Here is an 18,775-nt window from a genome sequence, read left to right on the forward strand (position 1 = left end):
TTGATGGAATTACAAATTTTTATGTCTTAAAATTTGGGCTCTTCTTCTTGAAAAATATACAATGATAGATTCAATCATTCGATTCAGCATATACAATAAGCTGACAATCGGTTTATTGGTATTGGCATTGGCAACTTGGGGTGGTATTTCATTATCCCAACTGACCATTGATGCCCTTCCAGATATTACTTCCAATCAGGTACAAGTCATTACGCAGTCGCCAGCTTTGCCTGCTTCTGAGGTAGAAAAATTTATTACTTATCCGCTAGAAATCTCATTAAGAACTGTTCCTAATACCAAAGAAATTCGTTCAATTTCAAGAATGGGTTTATCAGTTATTACCGTCGTTTTTGATGATGATGTGCCTACCGAAAAAGCCAGACAACAAGTTTCAGAAAAAATTAGAGAAGCAGAACCTAATTTAATAGCAGGTGCTGGTCGACCAGAGATGGCGCCAATTACCACTGGTCTTGGCGAATTTTACCAATATACTTTGGTCGTTGACCCAAAATTCAAGGACAAATACTCCTTAGCCGATTTACGAACCTTGCAAGATTGGGTCGTAAAAAGACAACTTTTAGGCATAAAAGGTGTCGTAGAAGTAAGTTCTTTTGGTGGACATTTGAAGCAATACGAAGTTTCAATCAACCCTGAAAAACTAAGAGCGATGAATCTGAGCATCGCAGAAGTATTTCAGGCTTTGCAAGATAACAATGCTAATTCGGGTGGTAGTTATATCGAAAAAGGTACGGATTCGTACTTTATTCGTTCAGAAGGCAGAGTAAACAGTTTACAGGATATTGAAAATGTAGTAGTCACTACTCGTGGTGGTGTTCCTGTGTTGATAAGTGATGTAGCTAAAGTTCAGTTTGGTCATGCAGTACGTTATGGGGCAATGACTCGTAATGGTGAAGGTGAAGCCGTTGGGGCGGTTGTACTTTTATTGAAAGGTGAATCTGCCGAAAAAGTAGTGGTTGATGTTAAGAAAAGGATAGAAGAAATTCAAAAATCTTTGCCTGAAGGTGTAAGGGTAGAATCGTTTATTGATAGAAGTAAACTGATTGATAAGGCCATCGGTACTGTTCAGAAAAACTTGATTGAAGGCGGTTTAATCGTCGTTTTTATCTTGGTTTTGTTACTCGGAAACCTCAGAGCGGGCTTGGTTGTGGCTTCTGTTATTCCGCTTTGTTTACTTTTTTCTTTTGCGATGATGAACCTCTTTGGTGTTTCAGCCAATTTGATGTCGCTTGGTGCAATTGACTTCGGTTTGATTGTCGATGGTGCCGTAATTATTGTAGAAGCTGTTGTACACCGATTACATACTAGAACAATTCCAGAAAATCATGATGGCAAAGCATATAAACTTACTCAGCTTGAAATGAATGAATCAGTTTTTGATTCAGCCGTTACGATTCGAAAATCCGCTGCATTTGGAGAAATCATCATTTTGATTGTTTACTTCCCCATTCTTGCCTTGACGGGTATTGAAGGAAAAATGTTTCGCCCAATGGCTGAAACTGTAAGTTTTGCCATTGTAGGGGCATTGATTTTATCTTTGACTTACGTGCCGATGATGTCGTCTTTACTTTTAAGTAAGAAAATAGATCATTCAGAAACTATTGCTGATAAGATTATCAACTTTTTGTATAAATTCTATCAACCCATTATTACTTGGGCATTGAACAAAAAAGCAATTATTCTGGGTACTTCTGTCGCTTTTTTTGTAGCGAGTTTAATGCTTTTTGGTAGTTTGGGTGGCGAGTTTATTCCAGAATTAAATGAAGGAGATTTTGCAGTAGAAACGATACTTCACAGTAATGCTTCGTTGTCGCAAAGTGTGTATTCAAACAATGAAGCCCAAAAACTTTTACTCCGTGAATTTCCCGATGAAATCAATCAAGTGGTTTCTAGAATTGGTTCTTCTGAAATTCCAACCGACCCTATGGGTATCAATTCTTGCGATTTAATTATTGATTTGAAAGATACCAAAGAATGGAAAAAAGCTGAAACGATGGAAGAACTCGCCCAAAAAATGGATGATGTTTTGAAAGATATTCCGGGTGTGAATTTTGAGTTTACACAACCGATTCAGATGCGTTTTAATGAATTAATTGCGGGTGTAAAATCGGATGTTGCCATTAAAATTTTTGGAGAAGATTTAGATATTTTATTCAAAAAAGCCCAAGAAGTAGCTCAAAAAATTCACCAAGTAAATGGTATAGCCGACATGAAAGTACAGCAAATTGATGGCGTGCCACAAATGGTTGTTACTTACAATCGTCAGAAAATTGCTCAGTATGGTTTGAAAATCAGCAATTTGAATATACTCCTGAAATCAGCATTTGCTGGAGAAGAAGCAGGTGTTGTTTATGAGGGTGAAAAACGTTTTGGTTTGGTAATTCGACTGGATTCTTCGTACAGAAAAGACATTCAAAATATCAGAGATTTATACTTGGATTTACCCAATGGTGGTAAAATTCCTTTCTCGGAAGTAGCAGAGATTTCATACAAAGATGCACCTTCTGAAATAACAAGAGATAATGCTCGTCGTAGAATTTCAATTGGTATCAATGTGAGAAATCGTGATGTAGAAAGTTTGGTGAAGGAAGTTCAAACGATTATCGACAAACAAGTAAAACTGCCAATTGGCTATACGGTTGAATACGGCGGTGCTTTCGAAAATCTTCAAGCAGCGAAAAGTAGATTGTTCATCGCTGTGCCTGTGGCTCTTTTCTTGATTTTTGCCTTGTTGTTTTTCACGTTCAATTCTTTTGTGGAAGCCTTGATAGTTTTTGTTGCCATACCACTTTCTGCAATTGGAGGTATTTTATCACTTTGGTTGCGGGATATGCCTTTTTCTGTTTCGGCAGGAATTGGTTTCATTGCTCTTTTTGGGGTGGCGGTTTTAAACGGTATCGTACTGATTTCCTACTTTAAAATTTTGGAAAAAGAAGGAATCAAAGATATTCGTGAGCGTATTTTGGAAGGAACAAAAACTCGTTTCAGACCCGTCATGATGACGGCGGCTGTGGCTTCAATGGGTTTTTTACCAATGGCTTTGAGTCATTCGCCTGGGGCAGAAGTACAAAGACCTTTGGCAACAGTAGTAATTGGGGGCTTGATTACCGCAACCATTCTTACTTTAGTGGTTTTACCTGTGATTTACAGTTTAGTTTTTGGTAAAAAGCCTAAAGCTTCGAAAACCGTTGTGAATGCCATTATTTTATTGTTGATAAGTACCGCCACTTTTGCACAAAATACTCCGACACAGAATTTGCAAATGTGTATTGATAAAGCAATTCGTCAAAACCAAAATGTTCAGATTGCTAATTTAGAAATTTCGGGTAATCAGGCTTTGGTGAAAACGGCAAAAGATTTACCCAAAACCAGTTTTGATGCTCAATACGGTCGAACACAAGTATTCAACGGGAACGATGTAACCTTTACCGTCGGACAATCTTTTGCTTTGCCAAGTTTGTATAAAGCCCAAGAAAACCTGCTGAAAGGAAATGTATTGACGGCTGAAAAACGGGCAAAACTCACCAAAACACAATTGATTGGCGAAGTAAAAAGTGTTTACTTTCAGATTTTGCATACGCATCAATTGATTCAATTATTAGCTCAACAAGACAGCCTTTATCAAAGTGCTTTTAAAGCGGCTTCGGTGCGATACAAAACTGGCGAGACGGATTTATTAGAAAAAGTATCTTCTGAAACTCGACTCAGAGAAATCCAAAATCGTATTCAACAAGCACAGGCAGATGAGCAAAATCTATATCAAACGTTAAAATTTTTGATGAATACCAACGAAAATTTTCAGATTGACTATACTGGGAATCTACAAAAAACACTTATCGTAAGTGATACTCAATTAGCTTCTAATCCTTTCTTGGAAATCATTAAACAGCAAAGTGAAGTAAGCAAATTGCAAACTAATTTGGAACAACAACGTTTAAAACCAGACGTAAGATTAGCCCTAACCAATCAAAGTATTGAAAGACATTTCAATCAAAACTTTGTACAACTGGGGCTGAATGTACCGATTTTTACAAAAGCACAACAAGCCAGAATTACCGCTTCAAAAATCAATGAACAAGTAATTACTCAGCAATACCAATATGCTGAAAATCAATTGCAAAGTCAGTTGAATTCATTGAAAATACAACTGGATAAAGCAGAAAAATCAATGAATTATTACAAGAATTCAGCTTTGCCACAAGCTGAATTAATCTCAAAAACAGCTTCAAAAAGTTATCAAGCTGGCGAAATAGAATACGTGGAATTTGTGCAGAATATCACACAGGCTTGGCAAATCAAAGAAAATTACTTGGCTGAATTACAGTATTTTAATCAAATTATTATCAACATCGAAACGTTAATTGGCAATGAATAATCTCCAAAAATATCATATAATTTCCTTTAAAAAAGGCTTTTTAATAGGTTTAGCTTTTTTACTTAATGTGGCTTGTTCGAGTCCGAAAACGGATGAGGCAGATAAAGAGGCTGAAGCGAAAACAGATTTCGTTACTTTATCGGCAGAACAAGTTAAAAACGGACATATTACTGTAGGTACTTTCGACCAAACTACTATTTCAGATGAAGTAAAAGCGAATGGTATGGTGGATGTTCCGCCGATGAATATGGCTTCTGTAAGCATTCCTATTAGTGGTTATGTAAAAAGTACTAATATTTTGCCAGGTTCGGCTATTCGTAAAGGAGGCGTTTTAGCAACCATTTACAGCATGGATTACATCCAATTACAACAAGATTATTTGCAGGCTATCAGTAAATTGAAGTTTTTGGATTTGGAACTCGACCGCCAAAATACTTTGAGTAAAGAAGATGTTGGGGCTAAGAAAAAACTTCAACAAGCAGATTCGGAAGTTTCGTCTATAAAAGCATTGACCAAAGCACTTGAATTGAAACTTGAAATGATTGGCTGTTCGATAGATAAATTGAAAAAAGGACAAATATCATCGGTTGTCAATATTATTTCTCCTATTGATGGTTATATAAAAACCGTTAATTTGTCGATTGGGAAAAATGTAGCACCGACAGATGTTTTATTTGAAATTGTTGGCGATGCCCACAAGCATATCGAATTAAAAGTATTTGAAAACGATATTAATAAAATAAAAGTAGGACAAAAAATCATTGTTGAAAATCCTAAATTCTCGGAAAATCCCATGACAGCAACGGTTTTTTTGGTAGGAAAAAATGTTGAAGCTGATACCAAAACCATTAATATTCACGGACATATTGATGAAGAAGCGATGGAGGATAAACTAACCGTTGGTCAATATGTCAATACAAAAATTCTTACTGGAAAAAGAATGGTCAATACTTTGCCAGAATCAGCGGTGGTATTGCATGGCAATGGCGGTTTTATTTTTATCAAAACAAAAGAAAATACTTTTCAGCAAATTCCTGTAAAAATTGGAGTAACCGAAAAAGGAAATATAGCAGTAACGCCTGAAAAAAGTGTAGGAAATCAGCAAATTGTAAAACAAGGAGCTTCTATTTTACAAGCAATGCTGACGGGTTCTGAAGAATAATTTGTAGCACAAAAAAGTGATTAAGAAATAAATTAATGTTTAGACGCAACTGTTTGGGGTTTTATCCTGTATTAAGCATTAGAACATACCAAGTATTTGGTTTTTGAGAGTAATACAAAATAATCTTTTATAGATGATATAACTTTCGTAATGTTCTACCGTTTTCATCCGAGCAAATAAATATTTTTCAATTAATCCTTAAAATTTATGAATACGACAGAAGAAAAAATGAATCGCCTTACTTTTCTAAAACAACTGGGTTTTTCGGGGGCAAGTTTAATGGCAGTATATTGTGGTGTAACGATGAGCTCTTGTACCAACGAGGGCGATGTTATTCAACCTTTACCAAGCGGTGGGATTACGTTTGATTTATCTGCCACTGCTAATGCGGCACTCAAAACCAAAGGAGGTTATGTTGTGGATAGAACTAACAACATTGTGGTTGCTTATACCAATGTAGGTACTTACGTGGCTGTAACGTTGATTTGTAGTCATGAAGGACAAAAGCAAATTACTTATGCTACCGACAAATTTTATTGTACTGCTCACGGTGCTACTTTTGATAATACTGGAAAAGGAACTAACAGTAATGGAAGTGCTGGCTTAAAAGCTTATACGGTTACACAAAGTGGTACAGTATTAACGATAACCTAGATACCCAACTACCAAAAATTACGTATGTCTTTTCGACAGTAAATTACGCAATGGTTTTATGTAAAATTTAAAGCCATTGCGTTTAAAAATATCCGACTTATGAAAAAATATTTATTGGTATTCAGTTGCTTAATTAGTTTCCAAAGTTTTTGTCAGGATGATTTAATGGACATGCTTGACAAAGAAAAAGGAACGCAACCACAATACACCACCGCTACATTCAAAGCGACTCGCTTAATCAATGGACAAACCATTGAAACCGTCAGTAAAAAGCATCTTAATTTCTGGATTTCTCATAGATTTGGAGCAGTGAACTCTGGCTTTATTGATAACTTTTTTGGTTTAGACGAAGCTCGTATCAGATTAGGGTTAGAATATGGTTTAAGTGATAACCTGACCGTCGGTTTGGGAAGAAGTTCACAAGAAAAAACTTATGATTATTATGTGAAGTATAAGGCAATTCGTCAATCGAATAGCGTCCCTGTTACTGTTACTGGTTATTTGAGTGGTGCTGCCAATACAATGGCTACAGGTTATACACTTCCTTCTGGCTCAACCTTGAAGTTTGACGATAACCTCGAACGCCAAACGTACTGCGCACAAATCCTGATTGCACGTAAATTCAGCGATAAACTTTCTTTGCAAATTATGCCAACGGTTATTCATTTCAACAAAACAGAAGTGGAGGACATGAAAAACGATATGTTAGCATTGGGCTTTGGAGGTAGATACAAACTTTCTAAAAGAGTAACACTAAATGCTGAATATTACTTAACAGACCATGGCAATAGTAGCGTTTCAGACAAATATCATAATTCTTTAGCGATTGGTTTTGACATTGAAACAGGTGGACACGTTTTCCAATTGCATTTTACCAATTCAAGAGGAATGGTAGAGCGTCATTTTATTGCTCAAACACTTGGAGAATGGGGTAAAGGAGATATTTTCTATGGATTTAACATTGCCAGAACATTCAGTTTTGATGGCAAATCAAAGAAAGATAAACACTAATATGAAAAAGAACATTTTAGTATTGGTTTGGGCTTTATTGATAAGTCAGGCTAGTTTTGCTCAGCTATATTTTACCCAAACAGGTAAAACTAGCTTTTTTTCTAAAACACCTTTAGAAGATATTTCAGCCGTAAACAACGCTGTATCGTCTATTTTGAACACTGCAACTAACGACATCGCCGTGCGAATGAACATCAATCAATTCAGATTTCCGAATAGATTAATGGAAGAACATTTCAATGAAAATTATTTAGAGTCAGAGAAATTTCCAGCGGCTACTTTTAAAGGTAAAATTTCCGAAAAGATAGATTTTACCAAAGAAGGGACTTATGATGTTACGGCTAAAGGGGTAATGATGATTCATGGAGTAAGCAAAGAAAAAGTAATCACAGGAAAACTAACGGTTGGGAAAGATAATATCAGCGTTGACACCAATTTTGAAATCGTATTGGTCGATTACAAAATTGATGTTCCTAAATTAGTTTGGGAAAAAATTGCTGAGAAAATTGCGGTTAAAAACAATTTCTCTTTAATCAAAAAGTAATACGAATTTTTAAGTTGAAGAAGTACAGAAAACAATCAAAAAAATCGCTCGTGTCATCACGAGCGATTTTTTTATTATAATAGTAATTGGGTTGCGTGTGAAGACACACGCAACGGCACAAGCCAGTCAATAAAATCCTTCTGTACCACGAGTTTCCAACTCGTGCGATAAAATGTTTCCTATAAATTGGATTTAGGCTTATGCCAACAATGTGTCATCACGAGCGACTTTTTTTTAGTAATTGAAGACACAGGCAACGGTGTAAATCACTTGTTATCAACAATAAAAAAGGTCAGGTACTGAGCCTGACCTTCTAGGATTTTTGGTTAACTATTCTTTCTTTTTACCACTTTTTTTGATGAATCGTTTGGCTAATTCTTCATAAATTTCTTGAGCGCCAGGCTGTTTTAATTGTGCCTGCATCTTAACATTTTTATAATAAATCAACGCCGCAGTATAAGCTTCTGAACCCGACAATACACAGATGTTTTCTAAGATACTTTCTACCTGTTGGGCGACAGTCAAAAATTGTTTCCCCAATTTAAAGGCATCTAAATCGACTTCTGCCTCTTCTTTACTGACAAAATCAGGTTTGAAATTAGGGTTACTCTCCATGTAACCAATAGCTTTTTCGGTAAAAGGTAAGTTGCCATCTGCCATTTTGATGAGTTCTAGTCTGTCTTCGGCATCTAAAACAATGGCTTTGGGTTGAAGAATAGCAATAATGCTGTTGAGATGTTGGTTTAGCTGAGTTTGTTCAGCTTCGGTAAGCGAAAATGAAATGCGATTTTCCATTTGATTAGTTGTTTAAAGTAGAAATAAAATATTGAAGCTAAATAATGCTACTGCGGTTTTAAAAGAAGACCTTGTAGAATGATTTTCATTTTACAAGGAGTAGAAATATTTAACATTTTGAAAATAGGCAAAATATTTTAAAGTGCTGTGTATTATTTAGTTAACGGTCGAAAAAATTTGATAAGTACAAAAACACTATTAGAAAAGTAATAAAATGCGGTATTTTGCGGTTTTGGAGCCGAAATACATACTTGAAGTATCTCACGAGATACTTCAAGTATGTCGTGAGATACTAAATACCGCAAAATACCGCAAAAAAGTATCTCGTGAGACACTTCAAGTATGTTGTGAGATACTAATTACCGCAAAATACCGCAAAAAAATATCTCGTGAGATACTTTAAGTATGTTGGGAGATAGTTGGAGGGTGGTTTGCGAAGCTTTTTCAATTAATTAATATTTAGCTAATCTAAAACTCAATTCTATGCTATTAAACTACTATTTTTGAGGATTATCATACTTAGATTAATGGATACATTAAAAATAAAAAATAAGTTTACTCCATTTTTGAGATGGACTGGATCAAAGAGATGGTTTGTAAATAAATATTTATTTGATTTTCTACCTGAATCTTTCAATAATTACCATGAACCTTTTCTAGGAGCGGGATCAGTTTTTTTTCACCTGATTCAATCTAATGAGAAAAAAGATCGTATTTTTTATATTTCAGACACTAATGAAGATTTAATAAATACTTATATGCAACTGAGGGATAACCCTAATGAAGTAATCAAGCATCTAAAAGATTTAAAAAATACATCTGATGATTATTACAGAATTAGAGACGAGAATCCTTTAATAAAAGCACAGAGAGCTGCTAGATTTATTTACTTGAATAAAACATCCTTTAATGGTATTTATAGAGTGAATAGTAAAGGTGTTTATAATGTCCCCTATGGAAAACGAGAAAATATTGATATTGTAAACGAAAAATTATTATTCGAAATAAGTGCTAAACTTGAGAACGTTATCATTACTAATAAAAGCTTTGAACTGAGTCTTGATAATGTAAACAAGAATGATCTTATATTTATAGATCCGCCATATACTGTAGCACACGAGAATAATGGCTTTATCGAATATAATCAGAAGTTATTTTCTTGGGAAGATCAAGTGAAACTAAAAAACTATATTGAGGAAATAATTAGACGAGAAGCTTTTTTTATTTTAACAAACGCATCTCACATATCTATCTTAGAACTTTATAAAGACATTGGGATAATAAGTAAACTTTCTAGAAATAGTCAGGTTGGAGGAAGAGTCAAAACTAGAGGAATTTATAGTGAATTAATAATTTGTAATACAAGAGCCTAACGATGAGTGAAAAAAAATTAAGAATTGCAGTAATTAGTGATCTACATTGTCATCCGAAAAGATCTGCTGGTAATGACACATATTTATTAACAGACATGTTAAGAACTCCTTCAAATGATCACCCAGTTGAAAGTCTTTTAAAAGTTATTAAGAAAGAAGAACTATCAGTCGAACTTACACTTTGTCCTGGAGATTTTACGGATAAATCTGATCTTCAAGGTTTTATTTCTGGATGGGGTTTTTCGTTAGAAATAAGTAATGAACTTAAATCGAAAGATATAATCGCAACAGTTGGTAATCACGATGTTGATGTATATCAAAAAAACTCCAATTATAGTTTGACTAATGCAAAAGGAATAAAGAGAGATTTTCCTATGAAAGATGATGCTCAAAGGGATAAATTCTGGTCACAAGGATGTGTGTTTGTAGAAAGAGATGATTACAGAGTTTTAGTAATAAATAGTTCTCATTTTCATTATAATAAAGAGTCATCAGGCAATGGAAATATTACAGATGATGGACTAGAGTATATAGAAAACTATTTAAAAGACAAAAATGATGAAAAAATTCAAATTGCAATGAGCCATCACCCACCAATAGCTCATTCAATTAGGAAGCTGGGAGAAGATGATAAAATTGTAAATGGAGAAAGCCTATTAGATTTATTAGGTAAATATAACTTTGATCTGTTTATATATGGGCATAAACATGACCCTGTTTTAAAATACTACAATACAACATCAGGAAATTATAAAATAGCTTTGTTTTCGTCTGGGAGCTTTTCATCCTCTTCAAACTTAATGTTTACAGGTATTCGAAATGCATTTCATGTTTTGGAATTGTCTAAAGTAACAAATGTTTGTAAAGGAACGGTAGAAACATGGACATTTATACCAAACTCAGGATGGATAAAAAATTTTGATACAAGTGCTTTTGCACCAATTACTGGATTTGGTAGTGAAAAAAGTATTGATGAAATCTACACTAAAATAGTAGAAATGTTTGCATTAAAAAATAAGTTAGCATGGATCGAAATTACAGAACAAATTGGAGATATTAATAATTTGATACCTGATGATTCCAAAAAACTAGATGAATTATTGAAAAGAGACGGATATGTATCAGATAAACATTTATGGGAATGTCCTACATTTATCTTTAACTCTAATTCTAAATAATTATGATGTCAGAAACAATATTTCCAACATATAATGCTAGACACTATGCTCCAAGAGAGGTTGCTGAGAGTTTTATTATATCGAAGAGTTTTGAAAAGTTAGTACAAAATAATCACTCGGTCATTTTAGGAGCTAGAGGATGTGGTAAAACAACATTGATGAAGATGCTTACTCTTCCAGCGTTGAATTCATGGAAAGGTCAGAAGGCTGAAACAATAAAAAATACAATACCCTTTTATGCAATTTATATATCGACAGATATATACTGGGATGTGAAAAATCAGACATATAAATCTCAGTTACAGAAGTACGGAGATTTATCATTACTTATCTCTAGGTTCTCGGTTAATACAAACGTTTTTACATCTTTATGCGACACATTTATTGATATTCTTGAATACGAATCAGTCGATTTAAATGATGAAAAAGAGATTGAGTTGTGTAAGGAGTTAATTTCAGCATGGAAACTAAAATCGGTAATTCCTAAATTGAAATTCATTAAAGAAGCTTTAAATAGGCGTATCGACGAAGTGAATCAGTTAATCCAAGATATTATTTTTAATTTTGGTGAAGACTCAAGGCTCCCTTATCCAGAATATTTTAACTTATCATTTGAGACATCGATAGAGTTATTAATTCCAATTTTTGAAAGGATTTTTGAAATTGAAAATAAAAAAAAATGGGCTCTGTGTTTTGATGAATTAGAGTTTGCTCCTCTATGGTTGCAAACGCAACTTTTTAAATCTTTAAGAAGTAGGAAACAATATATTTTGTATAAGTTGAGCTCTAGTCCTATTCTTTCATTAGAACTTGATCAGTCTTTAATAGATGATTACAGAGCAACGTCTGGCAATGATTACGATTTAATTAAAATGTGGAATTTGTCAGATAATGAATTTTCAATAAAGATTATTGAATCGTTATTAAAAAAGAAATATCCATTAGCTGATGTAAATAGTTATTTTGGTTCAAATGAAATCTATAATGGAGAATCAAATAGTTACAAGAAAGGGAGCAAGTTTTATAAGGAAATGATAGAGCTTCTCAAGAAAGATGATTCTTTTAAGATGTTTCTAAGTGAGAAGAATGTTAATATTTTAAATCCTATACCTATTAATGATAATCAAAAAAATACATTATATAGAAAAATTAAGCCAATAGTCTATTATCGTAATGCATTTATAGAGGAAAACAGATTAATAAAGGGGAAAGCAAATAAACCTTCTTTTAGAAGTAGAAAAAGTGCAAACGAATTATTATCAGGAATTGAGGTTTTGAGTAAAATTTGTGATGGTAATCCTCGCTGGCTAATTGGGATCACGAATTCAATTCTAGTAAACTCAGATGAAAAAGAAGCAAAAAGAACAACACAGTATAAAGAGTTGTTATCAGCTGGACAGCGATTTAAAAATGTTATTGGGAATATTCCTATTGGAAATAATGAACACTCTATAATTGACATAGTAAATAAGATTGCTTCGTACTTTAAAGATCAATTATTAGGGAGTCACTTTAAAATGGATCCTTATGGTACATTTATTGTGGATAAAAACTCAAGTTTAATACCTGATAATATTATTGAACTTTTAGATAAGGGAATTTCTCAGGGTGCATTTATTTTATTAGATACCGATGACGGAGGTTTTGATTTTGAAATTCGAGAAAGAAGATTTAAGCTATCATATCTGTTTTTTGTTTTATATAATTTACCTCTAAGAGTTTATGGAAAAGTTAGCTTGAGTGTTTGCTTAAAGTATAAAGAAAGTGCGAATGAAAAAAGTAGTACTCAAATTTCACTATTTTAAATATCATGGAAATAAAATCGGGGAAGCAAATAAAAATTGAAGAATTAAAAGATAAGAATTTTGACTTATTTTTTCTTTCTGAGAATCATGAAAAAAGGTCATATTCTCTTCACGAAAAAATTGTTAAACTAAATATTAATATCAATAAAACTTTCGTCTTCTGTTATAAAGATTATGTGGCTGATAATAATAAAGACGATATTTATAAAGTTAAAATAGATAGTCATACACAGATTTTGGAGTTGATAGATAGTGAAATAAAAAAGATTGAGAAAAAAGAAGTTAGAATTATTGTGGACTATTCTTGTATGACAAAACCATGGTATTATTCAATTATATTATACCTTAAAAATAAAAAAAGTAATCTTAATAGTATTGATATATACTTTAGTTATACTCCTTCAAAATTTATTGAACCACAAAACCCTAAACCTAATAAAGATATAGGCCCTTTACCTGGAAAGTATGTTGTTCCAACAGATAAACCTAAAGCACTTATAGTATGCTTAGGCTACGAGCAAAATAAAGCTGAGGGAATAATTGAGCATCTCGATCCTAAGATTTCATATCTTTTTTATACTAAACCAGCTATTGAAAAAGAATTTGTGAACACTTTAGAGAAAAATAATAGGTCAATATTAAAAGAGAGAAAGAAGTATGTAAGGACTTATCCTTTTAATGATTTATTGGTTCTTGAAAGAGAATTAACGTATTTATACCATTTGCTAAGGAATGATTACAGTATAATTATTGCCCCTCTTGGACCCAAGCCTTTTACGTTTATTGCAATGTTAATGTCAATAAAATATGACGATATAGATATTTGGAGAGTGGGTTCTGGTAATGATATAAATGAATATGACAATGAACCTTCACCCAAAGGAAATTTTATTATCTGTGAAGTTCTTTTTGAAGATTCTGATAATAGCCTCACCTAATAATCGGAGATTACTCATTATTTGTGATTGACAGTTATTAATACTTTGCAATAAGCCAGCCAATGGCTGGCTTATTGAGTACTCATACTCATTCAATAGAAAATACTTGTTCTATAATAACACAAGAAAAGTTAGACAAATCCTTCTGTACCACGAGTTTCCAACTCGTGCTATAAAATGGTTCTTAAAATTAGTTTAAGGATGAGTTATAAAATGGGATTGGGTAGTGTACTTTGGCTTTTCTTTCTTTTTAACGGTTTGGAAAACCGTTTTACGGTAATAAAATAATAAGATTTGTGAATAGAGTGTGAATGGGAGATTGGATGTTTTTTCACATCTCTGTAGGCTTATATAAAATAAAAGTCAATTCTTCTACTTTATCAAAATGTCTATCTGCTGATATTAATGGAACTCCTAAAAAGATAGCGGTAGCCGCTACAATGGCATCGGGTAATTTTAAAGAGTATTTACGGCGTAGTTTGATAGTAATATCTTTGATGCCTTGATTGAAATCTAGGACTGTACATTCCTCTAGAAATAATGCTATCCAATTTTCCTCTTGTGGAGTTATAGCCTTATGTCCCAATAATTCAAGTTCGTTAATAAAAGAAACATAAGCTTCTGTATCTTGAAGGATATATCCTAAATCTTCGTCACCTTTAAACAGATAAAGAGCAATATTGGTATCTAATAATATTTTATTCCCACTCATCACGCATCTCTTTTTGAATGATTAATGGGTCTTTTTCAAACTTTAAAACACCAATGTATTTTTTGGCATTTAATTTTTTTGCACCCTTCACTGGAGTGTTTTTAGGTAATACCTCTTCCAGATTTTGCCCTTTTTTCAAAATGATAGTCATAAAATATAGCTAATTTTTTAGTAAAAATAAGAATTTTTATGGGGCTGGCAAATGATTAAAATTAATAAAGAATTTGTGCCGTCGCTCGTGTCATCACGAGCGATTTTTTTATAATAATAATTGGGTTGCGTATGAAGACGCACGTAACGACAACAAGTAACGAAACACGTAATTTGACGGTTTAGAAAACCGTGCTACAGGCACACAAAAAACCTCCGCAAAAACAAGCCTGCGGAGGTTTAACATTTTTCAATCAAAAACTGTTTATTTTACTACTTTCATAATTCCATTCATGATACTCCAGTGACCTGGGAACGTACAAACATAAGGATAGTCGCCTATTTGTTCTGGTACGGTAAAGGTCAATCTGTATGATTCATCAGGGTTTACCAATGGCGTTGAAGCGATGATTTGAGGAATGTTTGGTACATAGTTTTTATCCAAAGCGTCTTTCTGGGTAATCATTTTATTTGCTGCCTTACCGATAATTTCTAAAGATTTCGGCTTTCCAATCACTAAATTATGTTGCATGGCATCTGGGTTTTCAAATACCAATTCTACTTTTGTACCTGCTTTTACGGTGAATTCTTTTTTATCATACTTCATTTCTTCTTTCACAGATTTTATCACAATCACGACTTTGTTTGGGTCTGCTGCTTCCTCTGCTTTTACTTCCCAAACCTGAAACAAACGAGCCAACTTGGCTTTATTATTGGCAGAAAGTGTTTTGCTTAAACTCGCTAAGAATACTTTGTCGCTGTCTTTTACTTGTACTTTCTTTCTATAATTCCAGCCGTCGGCAATGCCTTTTATTAGCGAAGAAGCACTGATTTCGTCTAATTGCTGACTTAATTTTAATAAAGCAATCACAGAATCTGCCGAACTAACATTTGTATAGCCTTTGATTGCTTTTTCCATAGCAAAGTTTGACATACTCTGAGGAACATTGAAAGTTATTTTTTGGCTATAAGCATTGTTTTTCTCATTCTCTTCTGCAATGCTATTGGCTTTGTCTATTTCCACCGAAACGGTATAAGTACCTGCCAAATCTGATGATAAACCAAGATTGCCCGTCCAAGCACCATTGTTATAAGTATTGATTTTTACGCTTTCGTTGGCAGGAATCCCATCGCTGAAAGTATAGCTTACCAAATCATATTTTCTACCTGTTCCTTCAATTCGGATGTTTAAATTGATGACTTCTCCTTTTGGAATGGCTACTCCGCCTTGATTTTTTACCTCAACATTAAAGCTTACTGGCTCAAGAACCGCAGGGTTGGCAGGAGTAAAATTGATTTTGCTAATCAACAAATCAGGTTTATTACTTGCCGAAATCGCTGTTGCTTTTTCTTCTTTCATCATGGCGGCGTGGTCGTGATGAGCAGGCATTTCTTCGGTTTTAGCTTTTACGGGCGAAGCATTTTTAGTAAGATTTTGTAAATGCTTTTTCAATAAAGCTTGTTTATGGCTTGTCAATACAGCAGCGAAACCATCTGGCAACCAACGGTCGTTGATTTCTGTTGATTGTTCCATACGTGCCAATAAAGCTTTTTCAGATTCAGCTGTTAAAGGCATTTCTGCGAAAGCTAAAAGTGTATTTAACACCACCAAAGGTTCTTTATCATTCAATGAATTTTGTGCCAATAAAACTTTTACAGAAGCTTCTGTACGAGGCAATAATTGAACTGCCGTTTTACGAACGCCCGAACATGGATGCGATAAAGAAGCGATTAAGGCTTTTTGTACTTCGGCATCGTTCAATACGCCCAAACCTTCTAAAGTACGAAGTGCGTGAATCACACTTGGATTAATTCCTGCTTCATCCAAAGATTGGTCTTTGGTCATTTCAATCAATGCTGGCACTACGTCTTTTTGTCCACGTTCTACTAACAAACGTTGTGCGTTCATTCTCCAGAACATATTTGAATTTTTAAGAGCCGACAATAATTCTTGCGGACGGTCTTTTGATAAATTCAAAGGAGTATAATTGGGTGCATCTTTCGCACTTACACGGTAAATTCTACCATGTGTAAAGTTTCTTAAATCAGTTTCATAAGCATTTCCTTGACCCATTTCAAAACCATTTGGTTTTGGGTTATGCTGAATAATGAAAGAGTACCAATCGGCAATCCACACAGCACCATCTGGACCAACTTCTGCAAAAACTGGAGAAACCCATTCGTCCGCACCTGCCAAAAGGTTGAAACCTTCTACGTCGCTATAATCTGTTCCGTTTTTGGTCATCACGTTTTGGTGAACTACGTGTCCTGTCGGTTCACAAACAAAAGCGATTTGATTCCAATATTTTTTAGGGAAAGCTCTAGCCGTATAAAAATTATGACCAGCCGCCGCAGTATATCCACCAAAAACATCTACCTGACGAATTCTTGGCGTGATAGTTTTCATGTCTTTGTGCGTATCAGTACTTCGGCTACCGTTTGTAGCAGTTGGCGAAAGAATATTTCTATGTGGAATAGCCATGTACCAACCATGTGAATTGTTGGCAGTTGAGCCAAAAACATCGCCCGTTTCGTTGAAAGCAAAGCCCCAAGTATTATTTGAAGTACTGGTGATATGTTCAAAATCTGAACCATCAGCTTTGAATCTAAAGAAACCTTGACCGAATTTTACTGAATCCTTTTCGGCAAACTTTCCTTGAAAACCTGCATAACCTAAAGAACCCCAAATCCAGTTATCAAAACCATAATGCAAGTTTGAAGGACCAGCGTGCGTATCAGAAGTACCAAAGCCCGAGAATAAAATTTTCTTTTCATCTGCTTTATCGTCACCATCAGTGTCTTTCAAGAAAATCATGTGTGGAGCTTGTGCTACGATTACACCACCATTGGCAAAAACTAAACCTGTTGGAATACTCAAGCCATCGGCAAAGCGAGTGAATTTATCTGCTTTTCCATCTTTGTCGGTATCTTCACAAATCAAGATATAATCGCTTCCGCCAGTTTCTTTGCGTTCGTTTGGATAATCTTTCGTAATCAAAACATACAAACGACCACGCTCATCCCAAGACATTGCAATTGGGTGCATTACGTTGGGTTCATGAGCAAATACTTCTAAATTAAATTCAACAGGTACTTGTATATGTTTGAGGGATTCTTCTGGAGAAAGTGCCGCCTGTAATAATTGTGGGTCAGGACGTTTTTCGTAATTGGGTAATTTAGCAGGACTATAAGAAAATGGTTGAGGTTGTAATGCTGCATGAGCCGCCTGAGCTTGCTCATCAACCGACCAAACAATGGCATTTTCAAGCATTTTCAAGAAATCAGGATTTGTCCAAGTACGTTCGTCATGTCCATAAGCGGTATAAAATACTTTTCCTTTTCCGTACTGGCGAGTCCAAGTATAAGGTTCTGTTTTAGCGTCTGGACGGTCTTTTGTTTGGTCAGCTTTAATATCACGAGTCATCAAAACATTATTATCTGCTTGTAAATGACTGTGTAAATACGTTTCATCGAAGGCTTTAATGCCAGAAATATCTTTTAAAATTGGATTTTGTGCTTGAACAATATTCGCTTGAATAGTATCCATTGTGTGTCGCCAGAACTGTCCGCCTACCATTTTAACGTATTCTTCAGAATTTCTAAAACAGAAAGAAGCACAATGAATAGGCAAAACTCCTTTGCCAGAAGCCACATAAGCCAAAAGGTCTTTTTCAGCTTCAGGCGTAATTTTATCCCAGTTGGCATAAATCATCAAGGCATCATACTTATTCAAATTAGCAGTATTGATGTCTTCTAATTTATCTGTGTAAGTAATGTTAATTCCTTTGTTTCCGAGTGCAGACATCAATGTTGGCACACGTTCTACAGGTTTATGATGACCATTGTCACCAAGAAACAGTACTTCCAAACGACGAGCTTTCACCGCTGTTTGAATAGCTGCTTTGTTGTTTTTTTTCGCTTTTTTCTGAGAAAAACCTACGAGGCAAGTCAGCAATAAGCAAAGACTAAGCAATGATTTTTTCATTTCTGTTGATAGTATAAATACAATGAATTAATTAAAATTGGATTAATTTATTTCGGTGATAATAAATTTCTTCAC

General features: G+C 34.3%; 13 protein-coding genes. 9 read left to right on the forward strand and 4 right to left on the reverse strand.

Annotated elements, in window-relative coordinates; translation table 11 throughout:
* Nucleotides 1-61: 61 nt before the first annotated feature.
* From VB776_RS05695 to VB776_RS05715, 5 genes are all read left to right on the forward strand, one after another.
* Nucleotides 62-4,393, forward strand: a complete 4,332-nt coding sequence (locus VB776_RS05695) for a CusA/CzcA family heavy metal efflux RND transporter (protein ID WP_323326885.1) — start codon at nt 62-64, stop codon at nt 4,391-4,393.
* Complete coding sequence (locus VB776_RS05700; RefSeq protein ID WP_323326887.1) at nt 4,386-5,555, forward strand: efflux RND transporter periplasmic adaptor subunit; 1,170 nt, start codon at nt 4,386-4,388, stop codon at nt 5,553-5,555. The genes VB776_RS05695 and VB776_RS05700 overlap by 8 nt, the downstream gene beginning before the upstream one ends.
* 207 nt (nt 5,556-5,762) lie before the next feature.
* Entirely contained in the window at nt 5,763-6,209 is a 447-nt protein-coding gene (locus tag VB776_RS05705) for a Rieske 2Fe-2S domain-containing protein (protein ID WP_323326889.1), read from the forward strand.
* 99 nt (nt 6,210-6,308) lie between these two features.
* Nucleotides 6,309-7,220 (forward strand): DUF5777 family beta-barrel protein, encoded by a 912-nt coding sequence (locus VB776_RS05710; protein ID WP_323326890.1) that lies wholly within the window; start codon nt 6,309-6,311, stop codon nt 7,218-7,220.
* Between the two features lies 1 nt (nt 7,221).
* Nucleotides 7,222-7,764, forward strand: a complete 543-nt coding sequence (locus VB776_RS05715) for a YceI family protein (protein WP_323326892.1) — start codon at nt 7,222-7,224, stop codon at nt 7,762-7,764.
* A gap of 330 nt (nt 7,765-8,094) precedes the next feature.
* Here VB776_RS05715 and VB776_RS05720 read toward each other — a convergent pair whose 3' ends face one another.
* On the reverse strand, nt 8,095-8,559 hold the full coding sequence (locus tag VB776_RS05720; RefSeq protein ID WP_323326894.1) for a hypothetical protein: 465 nt from the start codon (nt 8,557-8,559) through the stop codon (nt 8,095-8,097).
* Between the two features lie 527 nt (nt 8,560-9,086).
* On the opposite strand from VB776_RS05720, the gene VB776_RS05725 reads away from it, so the two are divergent.
* From VB776_RS05725 to VB776_RS05740, 4 genes are read left to right on the forward strand one after another with little or no spacing between them, the layout of a single operon-like run.
* Nucleotides 9,087-9,932 (forward strand): DNA adenine methylase, encoded by an 846-nt coding sequence (locus VB776_RS05725; protein ID WP_323326896.1) that lies wholly within the window; start codon nt 9,087-9,089, stop codon nt 9,930-9,932.
* Nucleotides 9,933-9,934: 2 nt separating this feature from the next.
* Complete coding sequence (locus tag VB776_RS05730) at nt 9,935-11,110, forward strand: metallophosphoesterase family protein (RefSeq protein WP_323326898.1); 1,176 nt, start codon at nt 9,935-9,937, stop codon at nt 11,108-11,110.
* Nucleotides 11,111-11,112: 2 nt separating this feature from the next.
* Nucleotides 11,113-12,915 carry an ORC-CDC6 family AAA ATPase gene (locus VB776_RS05735; protein WP_323326900.1) on the forward strand — a complete coding sequence of 601 codons (1,803 nt, stop codon included), beginning with the start codon at nt 11,113-11,115 and terminating at the stop codon, nt 12,913-12,915.
* A gap of 5 nt (nt 12,916-12,920) precedes the next feature.
* Nucleotides 12,921-13,853 carry a hypothetical protein gene (locus VB776_RS05740; RefSeq protein WP_323326902.1) on the forward strand — a complete coding sequence of 311 codons (933 nt, stop codon included), beginning with the start codon at nt 12,921-12,923 and terminating at the stop codon, nt 13,851-13,853.
* Nucleotides 13,854-14,184: 331 nt separating this feature from the next.
* On the opposite strand, the gene VB776_RS05745 is transcribed toward VB776_RS05740, so the two are convergent.
* From VB776_RS05745 to VB776_RS05755, 3 genes are all read right to left on the reverse strand, one after another.
* Nucleotides 14,185-14,565, reverse strand: coding sequence for a type II toxin-antitoxin system VapC family toxin (locus VB776_RS05745; protein WP_323326904.1), 381 nt, complete (start codon nt 14,563-14,565; stop codon nt 14,185-14,187).
* Nucleotides 14,552-14,716 carry a hypothetical protein gene (locus VB776_RS05750; RefSeq protein WP_323326906.1) on the reverse strand — a complete coding sequence of 55 codons (165 nt, stop codon included), beginning with the start codon at nt 14,714-14,716 and terminating at the stop codon, nt 14,552-14,554. The genes VB776_RS05745 and VB776_RS05750 overlap by 14 nt, the downstream gene beginning before the upstream one ends.
* A 264-nt stretch (nt 14,717-14,980) precedes the next feature.
* Complete coding sequence (locus VB776_RS05755) at nt 14,981-18,700, reverse strand: PVC-type heme-binding CxxCH protein (protein ID WP_323326908.1); 3,720 nt, start codon at nt 18,698-18,700, stop codon at nt 14,981-14,983.
* Nucleotides 18,701-18,775: the final 75 nt, after the last annotated feature.

Source organism: Arcicella gelida (assembly GCF_034931025.1).
In the GTDB taxonomy this organism is placed as follows: Bacteria; Bacteroidota; Bacteroidia; order Cytophagales; family Spirosomataceae; genus Arcicella; species Arcicella gelida.